Origin of the sequence: Enterococcus sp. DIV0294 (assembly GCF_050558155.1) — a bacterium.
Taxonomy (GTDB): Bacteria; Bacillota; Bacilli; order Lactobacillales; family Enterococcaceae; genus Enterococcus; species Enterococcus faecalis.
In genome coordinates, this window is sequence record NZ_CP187889.1 from 510,956 (window position 1) to 527,440 (window position 16,485).

At 37.3% G+C, this 16,485-nt stretch carries 15 protein-coding genes; 14 read left to right on the plus strand and 1 reads right to left on the minus strand.

Annotated elements, in window-relative coordinates; translation table 11 throughout:
* Positions 1-231 precede the first annotated feature (231 nt).
* The 7 genes from gatC (at position 232) to IGJ20_RS02590 (ending at position 6,702) form a co-directional block, all read left to right on the plus strand.
* Positions 232-537, plus strand: coding sequence for an Asp-tRNA(Asn)/Glu-tRNA(Gln) amidotransferase subunit GatC (gatC, locus tag IGJ20_RS02560; protein ID WP_002355569.1), 306 nt, complete (start codon positions 232-234; stop codon positions 535-537).
* Entirely contained in the window at positions 537-2,006 is a 1,470-nt protein-coding gene (gene gatA / locus IGJ20_RS02565; protein WP_202522333.1) for an Asp-tRNA(Asn)/Glu-tRNA(Gln) amidotransferase subunit GatA, read from the plus strand. The genes gatC and gatA overlap by 1 nt, the downstream gene beginning before the upstream one ends.
* A complete protein-coding gene (gene gatB, locus IGJ20_RS02570; protein WP_002358703.1) occupies positions 2,006-3,436 on the plus strand; it encodes an Asp-tRNA(Asn)/Glu-tRNA(Gln) amidotransferase subunit GatB in 1,431 nt (476 codons plus the stop codon). The genes gatA and gatB overlap by 1 nt, the downstream gene beginning before the upstream one ends.
* An 18-nt stretch (positions 3,437-3,454) precedes the next feature.
* Positions 3,455-4,543, plus strand: coding sequence for a diacylglycerol kinase (locus tag IGJ20_RS02575; protein ID WP_002355572.1), 1,089 nt, complete (start codon positions 3,455-3,457; stop codon positions 4,541-4,543).
* A gap of 199 nt (positions 4,544-4,742) precedes the next feature.
* Positions 4,743-6,116 carry a 23S rRNA (uracil(1939)-C(5))-methyltransferase RlmD gene (gene rlmD, locus IGJ20_RS02580; protein ID WP_002381253.1) on the plus strand — a complete coding sequence of 458 codons (1,374 nt, stop codon included), beginning with the start codon at positions 4,743-4,745 and terminating at the stop codon, positions 6,114-6,116.
* Positions 6,117-6,245: a hypothetical protein gene (locus IGJ20_RS02585; protein WP_002355577.1), complete on the plus strand. Its 129-nt coding sequence runs from the start codon at positions 6,117-6,119 to the stop codon at positions 6,243-6,245.
* A gap of 139 nt (positions 6,246-6,384) precedes the next feature.
* Entirely contained in the window at positions 6,385-6,702 is a 318-nt protein-coding gene (locus IGJ20_RS02590) for a thioredoxin family protein (RefSeq protein ID WP_002355583.1), read from the plus strand.
* Positions 6,703-6,742: 40 nt separating this feature from the next.
* Here the strand turns inward: IGJ20_RS02590 and IGJ20_RS02595 are convergent, their stop codons facing one another.
* The gene (locus IGJ20_RS02595; protein ID WP_002392183.1) at positions 6,743-7,588 is read right to left on the minus strand and encodes a helix-turn-helix domain-containing protein; all 846 of its coding nucleotides are present in this window, start codon (positions 7,586-7,588) and stop codon (positions 6,743-6,745) included.
* Between the two features lie 398 nt (positions 7,589-7,986).
* On the opposite strand from IGJ20_RS02595, the gene ptcA reads away from it, so the two are divergent.
* The 7 genes from ptcA (at position 7,987) to IGJ20_RS02630 (ending at position 16,171) form a co-directional block, all read left to right on the plus strand.
* On the plus strand, positions 7,987-9,006 hold the full coding sequence (gene ptcA, locus IGJ20_RS02600; protein WP_002355587.1) for a putrescine carbamoyltransferase: 1,020 nt from the start codon (positions 7,987-7,989) through the stop codon (positions 9,004-9,006).
* A 66-nt stretch (positions 9,007-9,072) separates the two neighbouring features.
* Complete coding sequence (locus tag IGJ20_RS02605; RefSeq protein ID WP_202522334.1) at positions 9,073-10,449, plus strand: APC family permease; 1,377 nt, start codon at positions 9,073-9,075, stop codon at positions 10,447-10,449.
* Complete coding sequence (gene aguA, locus IGJ20_RS02610) at positions 10,442-11,539, plus strand: agmatine deiminase (protein ID WP_002364800.1); 1,098 nt, start codon at positions 10,442-10,444, stop codon at positions 11,537-11,539. The genes IGJ20_RS02605 and aguA overlap by 8 nt, the downstream gene beginning before the upstream one ends.
* An 11-nt stretch (positions 11,540-11,550) precedes the next feature.
* Positions 11,551-12,480: a carbamate kinase gene (arcC, locus tag IGJ20_RS02615; RefSeq protein WP_202522335.1), complete on the plus strand. Its 930-nt coding sequence runs from the start codon at positions 11,551-11,553 to the stop codon at positions 12,478-12,480.
* A 196-nt stretch (positions 12,481-12,676) separates the two neighbouring features.
* Positions 12,677-14,263, plus strand: a complete 1,587-nt coding sequence (locus IGJ20_RS02620; RefSeq protein WP_202522336.1) for an amidase family protein — start codon at positions 12,677-12,679, stop codon at positions 14,261-14,263.
* Positions 14,264-14,819: 556 nt separating this feature from the next.
* Positions 14,820-15,518, plus strand: coding sequence for a nicotinamide riboside transporter PnuC (pnuC, locus tag IGJ20_RS02625; protein WP_002355593.1), 699 nt, complete (start codon positions 14,820-14,822; stop codon positions 15,516-15,518).
* Between the two features lie 8 nt (positions 15,519-15,526).
* Positions 15,527-16,171 (plus strand): deoxynucleoside kinase, encoded by a 645-nt coding sequence (locus IGJ20_RS02630; protein WP_002355594.1) that lies wholly within the window; start codon positions 15,527-15,529, stop codon positions 16,169-16,171.
* Positions 16,172-16,485: the final 314 nt, after the last annotated feature.

Sequence of the window (16,485 nt, forward strand, 5' to 3'; positions counted from 1 at the left end):
GAGAGGTATGTTCCTGCATATCTCTCTTTTCATTTTCATAATAACATATTTCCGTCATTTTTGCGAGCGACAAATTATCAATGAAATTCAAGGTTTCATCTAAAATATCCGACCATTTTATGGTAGAATAGGAACAGAGTGAACAGCTGTGCTAAGCTGTTTAAAGAAATACAATCCAATTGATTAATCTGAAAATGAAAATTTCAGTAAATGATAGAAAGAAGGGTATCTATGGCAATTACAGAAGAACAAGTCAAACATGTCGCTAAATTATCAAAATTATCTTTCTCCGAAGAAGAATTAGCGGACTTTACCAATCAACTAGATAAAATTATTGATATGGTGGAATTACTAGAAGAAGTAGATACAACAGGGGTTCCTTTTACTTCAAATGTGAATGAATCAATCAATGTCATGCGTGAAGACGTAGCGACACCAGGAATGGACCGTAAAGAATTAATGCGGAATGTTCCGGAATCAGAGAATGGTTACATTAAAGTGCCTGCAATTATGGATAACGGGGAGGCAGGAGCCTAATGGAAAAATTATACGACAAATCGTTAACAGAGTTACATGATTTATTGGTCTCAAAAGAAATCACTGCAGTTGATTTAACCGAAGAAACATTAAATCGTATTCAAGATACAGAAGAACAACTAGGTTCTTTTATTACAGTTAGTGAAGAAAAAGCAATGGCATTAGCCAAAGCGATTGACTTAAAAGGCATCACTGAAAGTAATCCATTAGCTGGGATTCCAATTGGGATTAAAGACAACATTGTCACAAAAGATATTTTAACAACAGCTGGCTCAAAAATGTTACACAATTTTGACCCAATTTATGATGCGACCGTGATGGATAAAGTCTATCAAGCAGATATGATTCCAGTCGGAAAATTGAACATGGATGAATTTGCCATGGGCGGAAGTACGGAAACGTCTTACTTCAAGAAAACAAAAAATGCTTGGGATCAAACCAAAGTTCCTGGCGGTTCTTCTGGTGGTTCAGCTTCTGCTGTCGCAGCCGGACAAGTCCCAGTTTCTTTAGGGAGCGATACAGGTGGCAGTATCCGCCAACCAGCCGCATTCAACGGTATTGTGGGCTTGAAACCAACATATGGACGTGTGTCTCGTTTTGGTTTGATTGCTTTTGCTTCAAGTTTAGACCAAATTGGTCCATTGACACGAAATGTTAAAGACAATGCCTTAGCTTTAAATGCAATTAGTGGTTATGACGAAAAAGACGGCACTTCTGCAGGCGTTTCTGTTCCTGATTTTACGGCAGATTTAACTGGCGACATCAAAGGCATGAAAATTGCTTTACCAAAAGAATACTTAGGTGAAGGGGTACAACCTGATGTTCGTGAAGCGGTATTAAAAGCAGCAGAAACATTTAAATCTTTAGGCGCAACGGTGGAAGAAGTTAGTTTGCCACATTCTAAGTACGGCGTAGCAGTTTATTATATTATTGCCTCTTCAGAAGCAAGTTCAAACTTACAACGCTTTGATGGTATTCGTTATGGTTACCGTTCCGAAAATGTCCAAAATCTAGAAGATGTCTATGTTAATTCACGTTCTGAAGGTTTCGGAACAGAAGTTAAACGTCGGATTATGTTAGGAACCTTCTCTTTAAGTGCTGGTTATTATGATGCGCACTTTAAAAAGGCTGGTCAAGTCCGTACACTAATCAAACAAGATTTTGAGAATGTCTTTGCGGATTATGACTTAATCATTGGCCCATCCACACCAACAGTTGCCTTTGGTCTAGGGGAAAACATCAATGATCCAATCACAATGTATATGAATGATATTTTAACCATTCCTGTTAACTTAGCAGGACTACCAGGCATGTCCATTCCAGCAGGCTTCTCAGAAGGCTTGCCAGTTGGTTTACAAATTATTGGAAAACATTTTGATGAACATACAATGTATAAAGCAGCCTATGCTTTTGAACAAGCGACAGATTTCCATACGAAAAAACCAGTCATTTTAGGGAGGAACGATTAATGAACTTTGAAACTGTCATTGGATTAGAAGTCCACGTAGAATTGAAAACCAACTCTAAAATTTTCTCCTCTGCGCCAGCGCATTTCGGAGCAGAACCAAACAGTAACACAAACGTGGTTGACTGGAGTTACCCAGGTGTTTTGCCTGTCATGAATAAAGGTGCCTTAGAATTTGGGATGAAAGCAGCACTTGCCTTGAACTGTGAAATTTCAAAAGAAACACATTTTGACCGTAAAAACTATTTTTACCCAGATAACCCGAAAGCATACCAAATTTCTCAATTTGATCAACCAATCGGACATGATGGTTGGATTGAAATTGAAGTCGAAGGCAAAAAGAAAAAAATCCGGATTGAACGTGTGCATTTAGAAGAAGATGCTGGGAAAAATATTCACGGCACAGATGGCTATTCTTATGTAGACTTGAATCGTCAAGGCACGCCTTTAATTGAAATCGTTTCTGAAGCAGACATGCGTTCACCAGAAGAAGCGTATGCTTACTTAGAAGCGTTGCGTTCAATTATCCAATTTACAGAAGTTTCTGATGTGAAAATGGAAGAAGGTTCTATGCGTTGTGATGCCAATATTTCTTTACGTCCGTATGGTCAAGAAGAATTTGGTACTAAAGCGGAATTAAAGAACTTGAACTCTATGAACTTTGTAAAAAAAGGTTTAGCTTATGAAGAAAAACGCCAGGCCAAAGTCCTATTATCTGGTGGCGAAATTCAACAAGAAACACGCCGCTTTGATGAAGCAACTAGTACAACGTTGCTTATGCGTGTTAAAGAAGGCTCAAGTGACTACCGTTACTTCCCAGAGCCAGATGTTCCTCGTTTTTCAATTGATGATGAATGGATTGAAAAAGTTCGCGCTAGTTTGCCAGAAATGCCAGCCTCACGTCGTGCCCGTTATATCAGTGAATTAGGGTTACCTGAATACGACGCAATGGTCTTGACTTTAACGAAAGAAATGTCAGATTTCTTTGAAGCAACTTTAGCAAACGGTGCAGATGCGAAACAAGCATCAAACTGGTTAATGGGCGAAGTTTCTGCTTACTTAAACAGTGAAAAAGTTGAATTAGCCGATACTAAACTAACACCAGAAAATCTAGCGGGTATGATTACTTTGATTAACGATGGCACAATCAGCTCGAAAATTGCGAAGAAAGTGTTCAAAGAGTTAATTGAAAACGGTGGAGACGCTAAAGAAGTTGTCGAAGCAAAAGGCCTTGTTCAATTATCTGATCCAGCGCAATTATTACCAATGATTAACGAAGTTTTAGACAACAACCAACAATCAATTGATGACTTTAAAAACGGAAAAGACCGTGCAGTTGGTTTCCTTGTTGGACAAATTATGAAAGCAACTCGTGGACAAGCAAACCCAGGTGTGGTTAACAAGTTATTGCAAGAAGAGCTTTCAAAACGATAAGAAAGTAGCAGGCAAACCATGAAAAAAGCTAGAGTGATTTATAATCCAACGTCAGGAAAAGAGTTAATCAAAAAGAACTTAGCCGATATTTTATCTATTTTAGAAGAATGTGGTTATGAAGCCAGTGCATTTGCGACCACACCAGAAGAAAATTCAGCACGCAATGAAGCACATCGTGCTGCGCGTGCAGGATTTGATTTACTAGTAGCTGCAGGTGGAGATGGGACCATTAATGAAGTCGTGAATGGGATTGCTCCGTTGAAGCGGCGCCCTAAAATGGCCATTATTCCCGCTGGAACGACGAATGACTATGCACGGGCCTTGAAGATTCCTCGTGATAATATCGTTAAGGCAGCAGAAGTGATTAAAAAAAATCAAACTGTCAAAATGGATATTGGCCAAGCCGGCAAAAATTACTTTATCAATATTGCGGCGGGTGGTCATTTAACGGAACTGACTTATGAAGTTCCGTCAGAGTTGAAAAGTATTTTTGGTTACTTAGCGTACTTAGCCAAAGGAGCCGAAATGTTGCCGCGAGTGAAGCCGATTAAAATGCGCATGACGTATGATGAAGGTGTGTACGAAGGCAACGCATCAATGTTTTTCCTAGGGCTGACTAACTCGGTGGGTGGTTTCGAGCAAATCGTACCAGACGCTAAATTAGATGATGGTAAGTTTTCATTAATCATTGTAAAAACAGCCAATATTTTTGAGATTCTTCATTTAGTTGCGTTAATGTTAAATGGTGGAAAACATGTTGAAGATCATCGACTAATCTATACAAAGACCAGCTATTTACATGCAGAAACGTTAGAAAAGAACAATAAAATGATGATTAATTTAGATGGTGAATATGGAGGCGATGCTCCAATGACCTTTAAAAATATGCATCAACACATTGAAATTTTTGCAAATGGTGATGCACTGCCGTCCAATGCGATTATGGGTTCTGTCTTAACTGGTAGCGATGAGATTGTCGTAGAATCAGAAGACGAAGAGGAAGAAGCATATAACGAAGCCAGCAAAGAATTTGTTAAAGAAGTTGAACGACTAACAGACGAAGATATTGATGGCGATGGAAAGATTGCCGAAAAAGAAAAGCACTAGGTAGTCCGTGAATAGCTAATGAAAGATTTAGTTGATAAGATCTTTCATTGGCTATTTTTTGACTAAGGTAAAGGGTCTCATTCTTTTATTTACCCAAAAAGCTCAAACGGAATTGCTAAATCGCCATGAAAATTCGTTGTTGCTTTTCTTAGGTATTTTCATTAGAATGAGTGAAGTGTATAAAAAGAAGGAGCGACTTATGAAAAATTATCCAGTAAAGAAAAATGACGTCATTGAAGTAGAAATCATTGACTTGACGCATGAAGGTTTAGGCGTGGCAAAAGTGGACCATTATCCATTATTTATTGAAAATGCCTTACCAGGTGAAAAACTTGAAATCAAAGTCTTAAAAACAGGCAAAAGTTTTGGTTATGGGAAAGTGTTGACTGTCCTAAAAAGCAGTGAACAGCGTGTGCCCGTGAAAGATGAAAACTTTACAAAAGTCGGGATTAGTCCGTTGCAACATTTAGCGTACGGCGCCCAACTATCATTTAAAACGCAACAAGTCGAAAATGTTATGCAACGTGTCGCTAAATTGCCAGGAGTCCCTGTTTTACCAACAATTGGGATGAATGATCCGTGGCATTACCGGAACAAAGCACAAATTCCCGTGCGTAAAATTGACAACCAACTACAAACAGGTTTTTTCCGGAAAAATAGCCATGATTTAATTCCGATGGAACATTTCTATATTCAAGACCCCGAAATTGATGCAGCAATTGTTAAAATCCGTGACATTATGCGTAAATATAGCGTAAAACCTTATAACGAATCTGATAATACAGGGAACTTACGCCATATTGTCGTTCGTCGTGGCTACCATACTGGGGAGATGATGGTTGTTCTAATTACGAGAACACCGAAATTATTCCCAATTAGTAAAATTGTGCCAGATATTTTGGAAGCTATTCCGGAAGTAGTCAGCATTGTACAAAATGTAAATCCAAAACGAACCAATGTCATTTTTGGCGACGAAACCATCTTATTACATGGGTCTGAAAAAATTACAGATACTATTTTTGATTTGAAATTTGAAATTTCCGCGCGTTCATTTTATCAAGTAAATCCACAACAAACAGAAGTGATGTATCAAAAAGTTAAAGAGTATGCGGCTTTAACAGGCAATGAAATTGTGGTGGATGCCTATTGCGGGATTGGGACGATTGGCTTAACTTTAGCCCAAGATGCAAAGCAAGTTTACGGTATTGAAGTAATTGAAGAAGCGGTCAAAGATGCAGAAAATAATGCTAAATTAAACAACATTGAGAATGCCACTTTCACGGCTGGGTTAGCGGAAGAATTATTGCCAAAATTAGTTGAAAATGGCTTGCAACCAGATGTTGTGGTGGTGGATCCACCACGGAAAGGGTTAGACGGTCAATTAGTAAACACATTAATTGAAACGCAACCTGAACGAATTGTTTATGTCAGCTGTAATCCAGCCACACTCGCTCGCGACATTGCATTATTAACAGAAGGTGGCTATGAAGCAAAAGAAATTCAACCAGTGGATAATTTCCCACAAACGACCCACATTGAATCTGTCACGTTATTAACAAAGGCGGTGGATTAAATGAATGAAAAAGAAAAAATGTTAGAATTAATTAAAAAGAAACAAGGTGGTGGCCGTTCTAAAAAAATGGAAACTCCCAAAAATGATCGTAAAAACATGCGCAAAGGGCCTAAAATTTTTAATAAATAAGCGGTTATCAGTAAAAAGTTGTCGCCCATTAATGAAATGGGCGGCAACTTTTTTGTTAAAGCATTCCTAGCCAAACAAATAAGTTGTTATTTTGCTAGTAAATCTGTTATTTTAGACAAAAGACAAGGAGGGCTATTCAGTGGAATATGTAACAACATTAGAAGAATTAGAAGAAAAAATTACAGACAATCGTCTACAAGCCGTCTTTTTGACAGCAAAAAATTGTAGTGTTTGTACAGTTGATAAACCGATTGTCGAAAAAATTGCAACAAAATATGAATTTCCTACATACATTGCAGAAGCTGATAAAAGTCCAGAAATAATTGGACAATTAAATGCTTTTTCTGCACCGACCATTATCTTATACTATGAAGGAAAAGAAATTCATCGCCAAGCTAAAATTATTAACTTTCAAGAAATTGAAAAGAGAGTTCGACAAGTACAAGAAAATAGTTAATCAAAAAGGAAGCCACCGATCACGGAGGCTTCCTTTTTGATTATCTCGCTAAATGTTCAGTTTGTTGTTGAGAAAAAAGTTGATAACTGACAAAAACTTCTGCTCTTTTGTTTACTTCTAATTTAACGAAAATATTGTGGATATGTGTTTTTACTGTCCCGATTGATAGGAATAGTTCGTTGGCTATATCTTGATTTGTTTTGCACTCTAAAAGTAACGAAAGCACTTCTCGTTCTCGCTGCGTTAATTGATAGGCATCACAAAAAGGCGCCAAAAGTACGGGTTCATCTGATTGATTTTCTTCCAATTTAGCAGCGTCTTTTTCAAGAACCGACAGAGGAAAATCACGATTACAGAAGTAGATAATGGCGATGGAGAGAATGATTGTATAAATATCTTCAGAAACGTTTCGGTTGTTAATTTTAAAGACAATATCAGAATATTGGTCAATGTTAAAAATAACGAAGGTATCTTCCAAAAGAATCGCCACACCGAAACCAATGCTTAGCCAACCAATAAAACGAAGATATTTTTTCGCAAGGGCTGATAAAGGATCTATTCGTAGTTGATAGAGCGCATAGCATCCAAGGTAAATTAAAAATAGCTGATTGGGTAAATAGTACAACCAAACTTTTAAGGCGGAATTTTGTGAAAATGGAATAGCTAGCATCCATAAACCAATTAAAAATAACCAGACAAATTGATAATTTTTAAAAGGACGACCACTAATAGTATTGATAATAGCCAGATAGGCAAAATTACAACAAATAAAAATGATGGTCTTTAAAAAAGGTGCGGTCATAAAGGTCTGATTATATTCGGTTGCAAACGAATTAATGAACTCAGTCATATAAACAATCACATTGTCACAAATAAAAATAACCATTAAAAAGAGAAGCAATAAAAAAATCGGTTGTTTATTTTTCAAGTAAAGATTTAAGGTAAAGGTTGAAGTAAACGAATATAAAATAATCAACAAGATGTTATAAATAAAAACAAATGTCACGATTGGAAACCCCTTTCATCTTTTATTTTAAGTGAATGATTTTTCAAAATAATTATACCATTTTCAAATCTATGATTGGTCAGAAATTAGAGAGAAATCCGCCTAAACTTTTATAAACCCCTGGTGTACCAACGGTTTATAACCATAAATAAACTTTTTTTAATGAAAAATTACGCCAAAAAAGAAAGCGTTTTCTAACTTTTGGCGGATAGTAAACTCTTCGCTAAACTTGGTAAAGTCAATGTGTAAACAAAAACAACTTTTAGGAGGAACACATCATGAAAAGAGATTACGTTACAACAGAAACATATACGAAAGAGGAAATGCACTACTTAGTCGATTTATCATTAAAAATTAAAGAAGCGATTAAAAATGGGTATTATCCGCAACTGTTAAAAAACAAATCTTTAGGAATGATTTTCCAACAATCTTCAACTCGAACACGAGTATCTTTTGAAACTGCAATGGAACAATTAGGTGGACATGGCGAATATTTAGCACCTGGTCAAATTCAATTAGGGGGACATGAAACGATTGAAGATACCAGCCGTGTATTGTCACGTTTAGTAGATATTTTGATGGCTCGTGTGGAACGTCACCATAGTATTGTTGATTTAGCTAATTGTGCTACCATCCCAGTCATTAACGGTATGTCTGATTACAATCATCCAACCCAAGAATTAGGTGATTTGTGTACCATGGTTGAGCATTTACCAGAAGGCAAAAAATTAGAAGATTGTAAAGTTGTATTTGTCGGAGATGCGACACAAGTTTGTTTTTCTTTAGGATTAATCACAACAAAAATGGGCATGAATTTTGTTCACTTCGGTCCAGAAGGCTTCCAATTAAATGAAGAGCATCAAGCGAAATTAGCAAAAAATTGTGAAGTTTCAGGCGGTAGCTTTTTGGTCACAGATGATGCAAGTTCTGTTGAAGGCGCTGATTTCTTGTACACGGATGTTTGGTATGGCTTGTACGAAGCGGAATTATCTGAAGAAGAACGTATGAAGGTTTTCTATCCAAAATATCAAGTGAATCAAGAAATGATGGATCGGGCAGGTGCCAATTGTAAATTCATGCACTGTTTACCAGCAACACGTGGGGAAGAAGTAACTGATGAAGTAATTGACGGTAAAAATTCTATTTGTTTCGATGAAGCAGAAAACCGTTTAACATCTATTCGTGGCTTATTAGTATATCTTATGAATGATTATGAAGCAAAAAATCCTTATGATTTAATCAAGCAAGCAGAAGCGAAAAAAGAACTAGAAGTTTTCTTAGACACTCAAAGCATTTAACGGCCAACTGTCCACTGATTGAAAAAATGAATCAGTGGACAGTTTATAAAGAGAGGAAGAGTCTTCATGGAGGGGAAAAAGAAATTTAGTTTAACGAGTGCCATTTTATCAGTGATCTGTGTGGTTTTCGTTGCTGAAGCAGCGGCGCCTGTTGCTGCAATTGGTAATTCTCAGTTTTTTTGGTGGATTTTCTTATTAATTGCATTCCTATTGCCATATGGGTTAATTTCATCAGAATTAGGAACAACTTATATTGGTGAAGGGGGCATCTATGATTGGGTGACCAAAGCATATGGTCATCGTTGGGGTGCCAGAGTTTCTTGGTATTATTGGATTAATTATCCATTGTGGCTAGCTTCATTAGCCGTTATGACGCCAGAACTATTAACGACAATTACAGGTATTAAGTTTTCAACACCGATGATGATTATTGTTGAATTAATTTTTACTTGGATTGTGGTTTGGATTAGTTTTTATCCAGTCAGCGACAGTATCTGGATTCTAAATGGAGCTGCCGTAATCAAGATGGTTTTAGCTGTCTTAATTGGTGGGCTAGGATTGTATGTAGCCTTGACGAAAGGTGTTGCCAATGAATTTACCTTGAAATCAATGCTACCAACGCTTGACTTAAGGAGTTTATCTTTTATTTCTGTAATCATTTTTAATTTGTTAGGGTTTGAAGTCATCTGTACGTTTGCAGATGATATGGAAAATCCTAAGAAGCAAATTCCACAAGCTATTGTAGCAGCGGGGTTAGTCATTGCGGCCATTTATATTTTTTCAGCCTTTGGAATTGGGGTAGCGATTCCCACCGATCAAATTAGTACCGGCAGTGGTATGATGGATAGCTTTAAACTATTGACAGGCTCGACAGAAGGTTGGTTCATTATGTTGATGGCTTTCCTATTCCTTCTTACGTTGTTCGGAAACATGATTTCTTGGTCATTAGGAGTCAATAATACAGCTTGTTATGCTGCTGAAAATGGTGACATGCCTAAATTTTTTGAAAAACGTAGTAAGAAAAATGACATGCCAATTGGGGCTGCTTTGATGAATGGCATTGTGGCATCGGTGGTCATTGTATTAGCACCAATTTTACCTAATCAAGATTTATTCTGGGCCTTTTTCTCCTTGAATGTCGTCCTATTCTTGTTATCGTATATCCCAGTTTTCCCAGCTTTTTATAAGCTTAGAAAAATTGATCCCGATACACCACGTCCGTTTAAAGTTAACGGAAAACCAGGATTTTTAAAAGTTTTAGTGGTTTTGCCAATGATTATGATTATTATTTCGCTGATTTTCACAGCAGTGCCTTTAGATTTTAGTCCCGCAGCATTAAATGAAAAATTACCAATCACAATTGGGGCAATCATTTTTATTCTGTTTGGTGAAGTAATTATTTACGTGAAAAAAATTAAGAAGGGAACGAAAGAAAATGGCTAAACGAATTGTAGGAAGTACCCCTAAACAAGATGGCTTTAGAATGCCAGGAGAATTTGAACCACAAGAGAAAGTTTGGATGATTTGGCCAGAAAGACCGGATAATTGGCGTGATGGTGGTAAACCTGTCCAAGAAGCTTTTACTAATGTGGCCAAAGCAATTAGTCAATTTACACCGATGAATGTGGTGGTTTCTCAACAACAATTTCAAAATTGCCGTCGCCAATTGCCGCCAGAAATTACGGTTTACGAAATGTCAAACAATGATGCGTGGGTCCGTGATTGTGGACCATCATTTGTCATTAACGACCATGGAGAAATCCGTGGTGTGGATTGGACATTCAATGCTTGGGGGGGATTAGTAGATGGATTATATTTTCCTTGGGACCAAGACGATTTGGTTGCACAAAAAATTTGTGAAATTGAGCATGTAGATTCTTATCGTACAGATGATTTTGTTTTAGAAGGCGGTTCATTCCACGTAGATGGACAAGGAACAGTCTTGACTACAGAAATGTGCTTATTAAGTGAAGGTCGAAATCCACAACTTTCAAAAGAAGCAATCGAACAAAAATTATGCGACTATTTAAATGTTGAAAAAGTTCTTTGGCTAGGTGATGGAATTGACCCAGAAGAAACCAATGGTCACGTGGATGATGTAGCTTGTTTTATTGCACCTGGTGAAGTGGCTTGTATTTACACCGAAGATCAAAATAGCCCATTTTATGAAGCGGCACAAGATGCATATCAACGTTTGCTTAAAATGACTGATGCTAAAGGACGCCAATTAAAAGTCCACAAATTATGCTGTCCTGTCAAAAATGTAACCATTAAAGGCTCCTTCAAAATTGATTTCGTGGAAGGAACCATGCCACGAGAAGATGGCGATATTTGTATCGCATCCTATATGAACTTTTTAATTACAAATGATGGCGTGATTGTGCCACAGTATGGTGATGAAAATGATCGTTTGGCTTTAGAGCAAGTTCAAACGATGTTCCCAGATAAAAAAATTGTCGGCGTTAATACGGTAGAAGTTGTTTATGGGGGCGGCAATATTCACTGTATCACACAACAAGAACCAAAGCGCTAGGAGGGAAACAGATGTCAAAAATAGTGATTGCATTAGGTGGAAATGCGTTAGGAAATTCTTCGAAAGAACAATTGGCAAAAGCACAAACCGCTGCAAAATCCATTGTTGATTTAATTGAACAAGGCCATCAAGTGGTGATTGCTCATGGCAACGGGCCACAAGTTGGCAAAATTCGCTTAGCTTTTGAGGAAACGAGTCAATCTCCAGAAGATGTCGTGCCGTTTCCTGAATGCACAGCAATGAGCCAAGGCTATATTGGCTATCATTTACAACAAGCAATTGATGAAGAACTAGTAGCCAGAAATTTAGGGGAACAACCAGTTGTTACGTTAATTACACAAGTCGTGGTGGATCCAAAAGACCCAGCGTTTACAAAACCAACAAAACCAATTGGTGGTTATTATGACGAAGAAACAGCCAAACAGTTGATGGCGGAAACTGGGAACGTCTATCAAGAAGATGCGGGTCGAGGCTGGCGACGGGTAGTTCCTTCACCAAAACCAATTGATATTTACGAAAAAGTTAGCTTGCGAACACTTGTTGATGCAGGACAAATCGTAATTGCTTGTGGTGGTGGCGGGGTTCCTATTGACTATGATGGTCCAGTCTATCATGGTGTAGATGCAGTCATTGATAAAGACTTTGCGGCAGCAAAAATGGCTGAACTCATTGAAGCAGATGTTTTTGTGGTATTAACTGCAGTGGAACATGTTTTTGTTAACTTTGGTCAAGCAAATCAACAAGCTTTGACCGATGTTACGGTTACGGCAATGCAACAATATATAGAAGAAAATCAATTTGCGCCAGGTAGTATGTTACCTAAGGTGGAAGCGGCCATCAGTTTTGCAGAAAGTAAACCAAACCGCCAGGCGATTATCGGGCTTTTAGAATTAGCTTCGGAAGCAATCAAAGGAGAAAGTGGTACACGAATTACACAATAAATTCTCAGTATTTAACTTTCACAAAAGACTAAAACAAACGCATTTAGCGGACTATCTTAATCGTTAGAGAGTAGGACATCGGTCGTTTTGACGGATGTCCTACTCTCTATTTTGTCTTTTTAACGAACAAAACTGTTAGTTGTCATGCAAAAATAAACATAGTAAGATAATCTTTAAATGGTATAGGAGGATAAAAATGTCTAAATTTTTAAAAGTAATCGGAATAATTGCTGTTTTGTTAGTCATAATAGGCGCTGCAGCTTATTGGTTTATACTCAAAAAGTTCACTCCTGAGGCAGAAACCCCAGCAATGTACAATCAAGAGAGAATCGTTAAAACGATTGAAGACCAATTAAAAGAAACAGATGTACAAAAAGCTCGTACCAAAGCACCGTTGATTATTGAAAAAAATATCACTGAATTACAGCAAGCGATTGCCGACGGAGCATTGACCTATGAAGAACTTACGGCGTTTTATTTGGACCGTATTTTACAGTTCGATCAAATAGATAATGGCATGAACAGCATCTCTGAAATCAATCCGCAAGCAATTAAGGAAGCCAAGGCATTTGACCAGCAAGCCTCTCAAACACCGAAGAAGCCTTTGTATGGTATTCCTGTGACTTTGAAAGAAAATATAAATACGACCAACATGATTTCGAGTGCAGGAGCTTATGCCTTACGCACGTTCAAGCCTAAGGAAGATGCGGAAGTAGTTAAGAAGTTAACAGAGGCGCAAGCTTTGATTTTAGGAAAAGTAAACTTATCTGAACTAGCGAATTATATGTCAATGAAAGCACCAAGTGGCTATAGTTCCAAGCATGGACAAACACTTAATCCTTATGGGCCGCTCAAAATAACACCTTCAGGTTCAAGTTCTGGGAGTGGGGCTAGTGTGACGATGAATATCGGCGCCTTCTCTTTAGGCACTGAGACGATGGGATCGATTGTTTCCCCCGCTTCTCATCAATCAGTGGTTGGTTTTAAACCGACCCACAGTTCAGTAAGTGGCGAAGGTGTTTTGCCATTGGCACCGTCATTAGATACAGTTGGCCCGATTGCCCGAAGTGTCGTTGATGCTGCGCAAGGCTATAATGCGTTTAAGAAAGACACGGTTCCGAGCATTGATTCAAAGAAATTTACTAAAAATAACTTACAAGGTCAACGCATTGGGTTGCTAGAAATGCCAAGTGCTGAAGAAGAATTTACGGCTGCTAAAAAGGCCCTCCAAAAAGCTGGAGCAGAAGTGATTCCGGTAACACCAGACATGGAAGGGATTGATGGCGGGAAAGTTATTTCCAATGAATTTAAGTTTGCATTGGAAGAATTTGCGAAACGTTATGACTTACCATTTAAAACACTGGAGGAACTAATTGCGTATAATCAACAAGATAAAAAGGTTCGTGCCAAGTATGGGCAAGATTTATTAGAAGCAGATGTTAAAAAGAAACAACCAGATAAAGAAATCATTCAAACAACCATTAAAAAAGCACAGCAAACGTTTGATGCGTTGCTAAAAAAACAACAATTAGACGGATATGCCTTTATTGATTCTGAAGGTACGGGTTTAAGTGCTGTGGCAGGATATCCTGAATTGACTGTTCCTTTGGCGAAAAACAGTGAAGGACAACCTTATGGGCTGACTTTTACACAAACTGCCAATAAAGAGCAAACGTTATTTGAGCAAGCTTACAGCTTTGAACAAAGTACAAAAGGACGGATAGTACTTTCAGACAACGAGCTGTTGGCAAACAGTAAAAAAATAAATAGAGATGATCAGTAAAGGGAAACTAGGAATGGCGAAACATCCGTATCAAACCTAATAAAGATAATCGACCTACAAATGAAAGGAATTGTTTGTAGGTCGATTATTTAGGTTAGTCGTTTTTTTTTTGCTTTTTTAGGCGAATGTTTTCATGTAATAAGTTAATAAGTGGCCAGATTCGAGAAATAAGGCCGTCAATTTTTAAGCATATCAATAAAAAGAGTGAACGATGGCTGTGTTTGAAGCATGAATATGTGTGGTTGCTTCCGCTTTCACAACATTAATTTGGAGCGCTACCGTCGTAAAGGGTTCTGCTGCAGGAATTATTAGATGGAAACAAATCCATGAATACATAGAAGATTAAAACAAGATGAAGAAAATATTGTGGCAATAAAGGATATCAGAAAGCTTGCGTAATAACTATATGTAGTGTTTCGATATTTTTCGAATCAATATATAGTATTAAAATCTTCTTTTTATTCCGAAATCTGATTGACTTGTTTTTTAAAACGGAGTACTCTTATTGAGACGTCAACAGAGAAAAGTTTGGTTTTAGGAAGGTCGGAAATTTGTTGTGAATAAGAATTTTTTGGTGAATGATTTTAAAGGTTGGGAAACGAGAAGTTACTTGTTTTTAGCTTTGATGGTGGGGGTACAGTTGATTGCATTTGCTATCAATCCATCGAATTGGATTACGTTAGTAGGTGGTTTAGCCGGCATCATTTGTGTGAATTTAATTGCCCAAGGAAAAGTCAGCAATTACATTTTTGGGTTAATCAGTGCAGTGATTATTGGCTATTTTGGGTTAGTGACACGGGTATATGCGGAAGTTCTTTTACAAAGCTTCTATATTATTATGGACATTACAGGGCTTTATGCTTGGCTTCGGGCTAGCGAAGATGGCTCGGGTCAAGTAACCGAAGTAAAAGTTTTAAAAGGTATTCAGTGGTTGTATGCCTTTTTCACGTGGCTGCTCATTGGCGTAGCTGCATATATTTTGTTAGGTTTTGTAAATGATGCGCAACAAACATTAGATGCAATCACGTTTAGTGTTTCAGCGACAGGGATGTTATTGATGATTAAACGTTATCAATCGCAATTCGTGTTTTGGCTACTAGGAAATATTTTTTCAATTTTGTTATGGTTCCGAGCAGGGACGCACGCTGGTGGTGATTATGCGATATTTGTTATGTATTGTATGTATACTTTTAACTCAATTTTTGGTATGTTTAATTGGTTGAAGATAAAAAATAAAATGGAAAAAAATAGGTAGGGAGTTCGATGGCAGTGATTGTTTTAGCAGGTACGATTGGCGCTGGTAAATCTAGTTTAACAGCTTTAATTGCAAACCGTTTAGGTTCAGAAGCCTTTTACGAATCAGTTGATGATAATGAGGTATTACCTTTATTTTATGCGGAACCGGAAAAGTACGCATTTTTATTACAAATTTATTTTTTAAATAAACGTTTTGATAGTATTAAACAAGCATTAACGCATGAAAATAATGTATTGGATCGCTCGATTTATGAAGATTCATTACTTTTTCATTTAAATGCAGATTTAGGTCGTGCCAACGAAACAGAGGTCAAAGTGTACGATGACTTATTACAAAACATGCTCCAAGAATTGCCTTATGCTGCGCATAAAAAAAGACCTGATTTGTTAGTTCACATTCGTATTTCATTTCCCAAAATGTTGGAACGCATCAAAAAACGTGGCCGTCCTTATGAACAAATTGAGACAGATCCAACGTTGTATGATTACTATCAAATGTTGAACGAGCGTTATGATCAATGGTATGAAGACTATGATGAAAGTCCTAAAATTCAAATTGATGGCGATAAATATGATTTTGTCGAAGATCCTGAAGCGTGTCAATATGTCTTGGCGTTAATTGAGAAGAAAATTGAAGAATTAGAAAGATAAATAAAAAGAAGCAAGTCCGGACTTGCTTCTTTTTGACTTAAAATGTGGATAGATAGGCTAAAGTTGCTACTAAATAAGGAGTGTAGTGCTAAATTATAGAATCGGATTTTAACCTTCCCCTAAGTTAAAATCGGATAATCTATCTATCGACAGTTTAAGTTTGTATAAAATAGCGGTAGCTATTATCAACGAAGTCATTCATCGGTTGACCTGACTTCTCTAGAAGTATACCATCGAAAATAACCAACAGTTGTTCAAAATTTGGACTTAGTAAGTGTAAATTTTGATTGAAAGTTTCTGCAAATCAATCATTT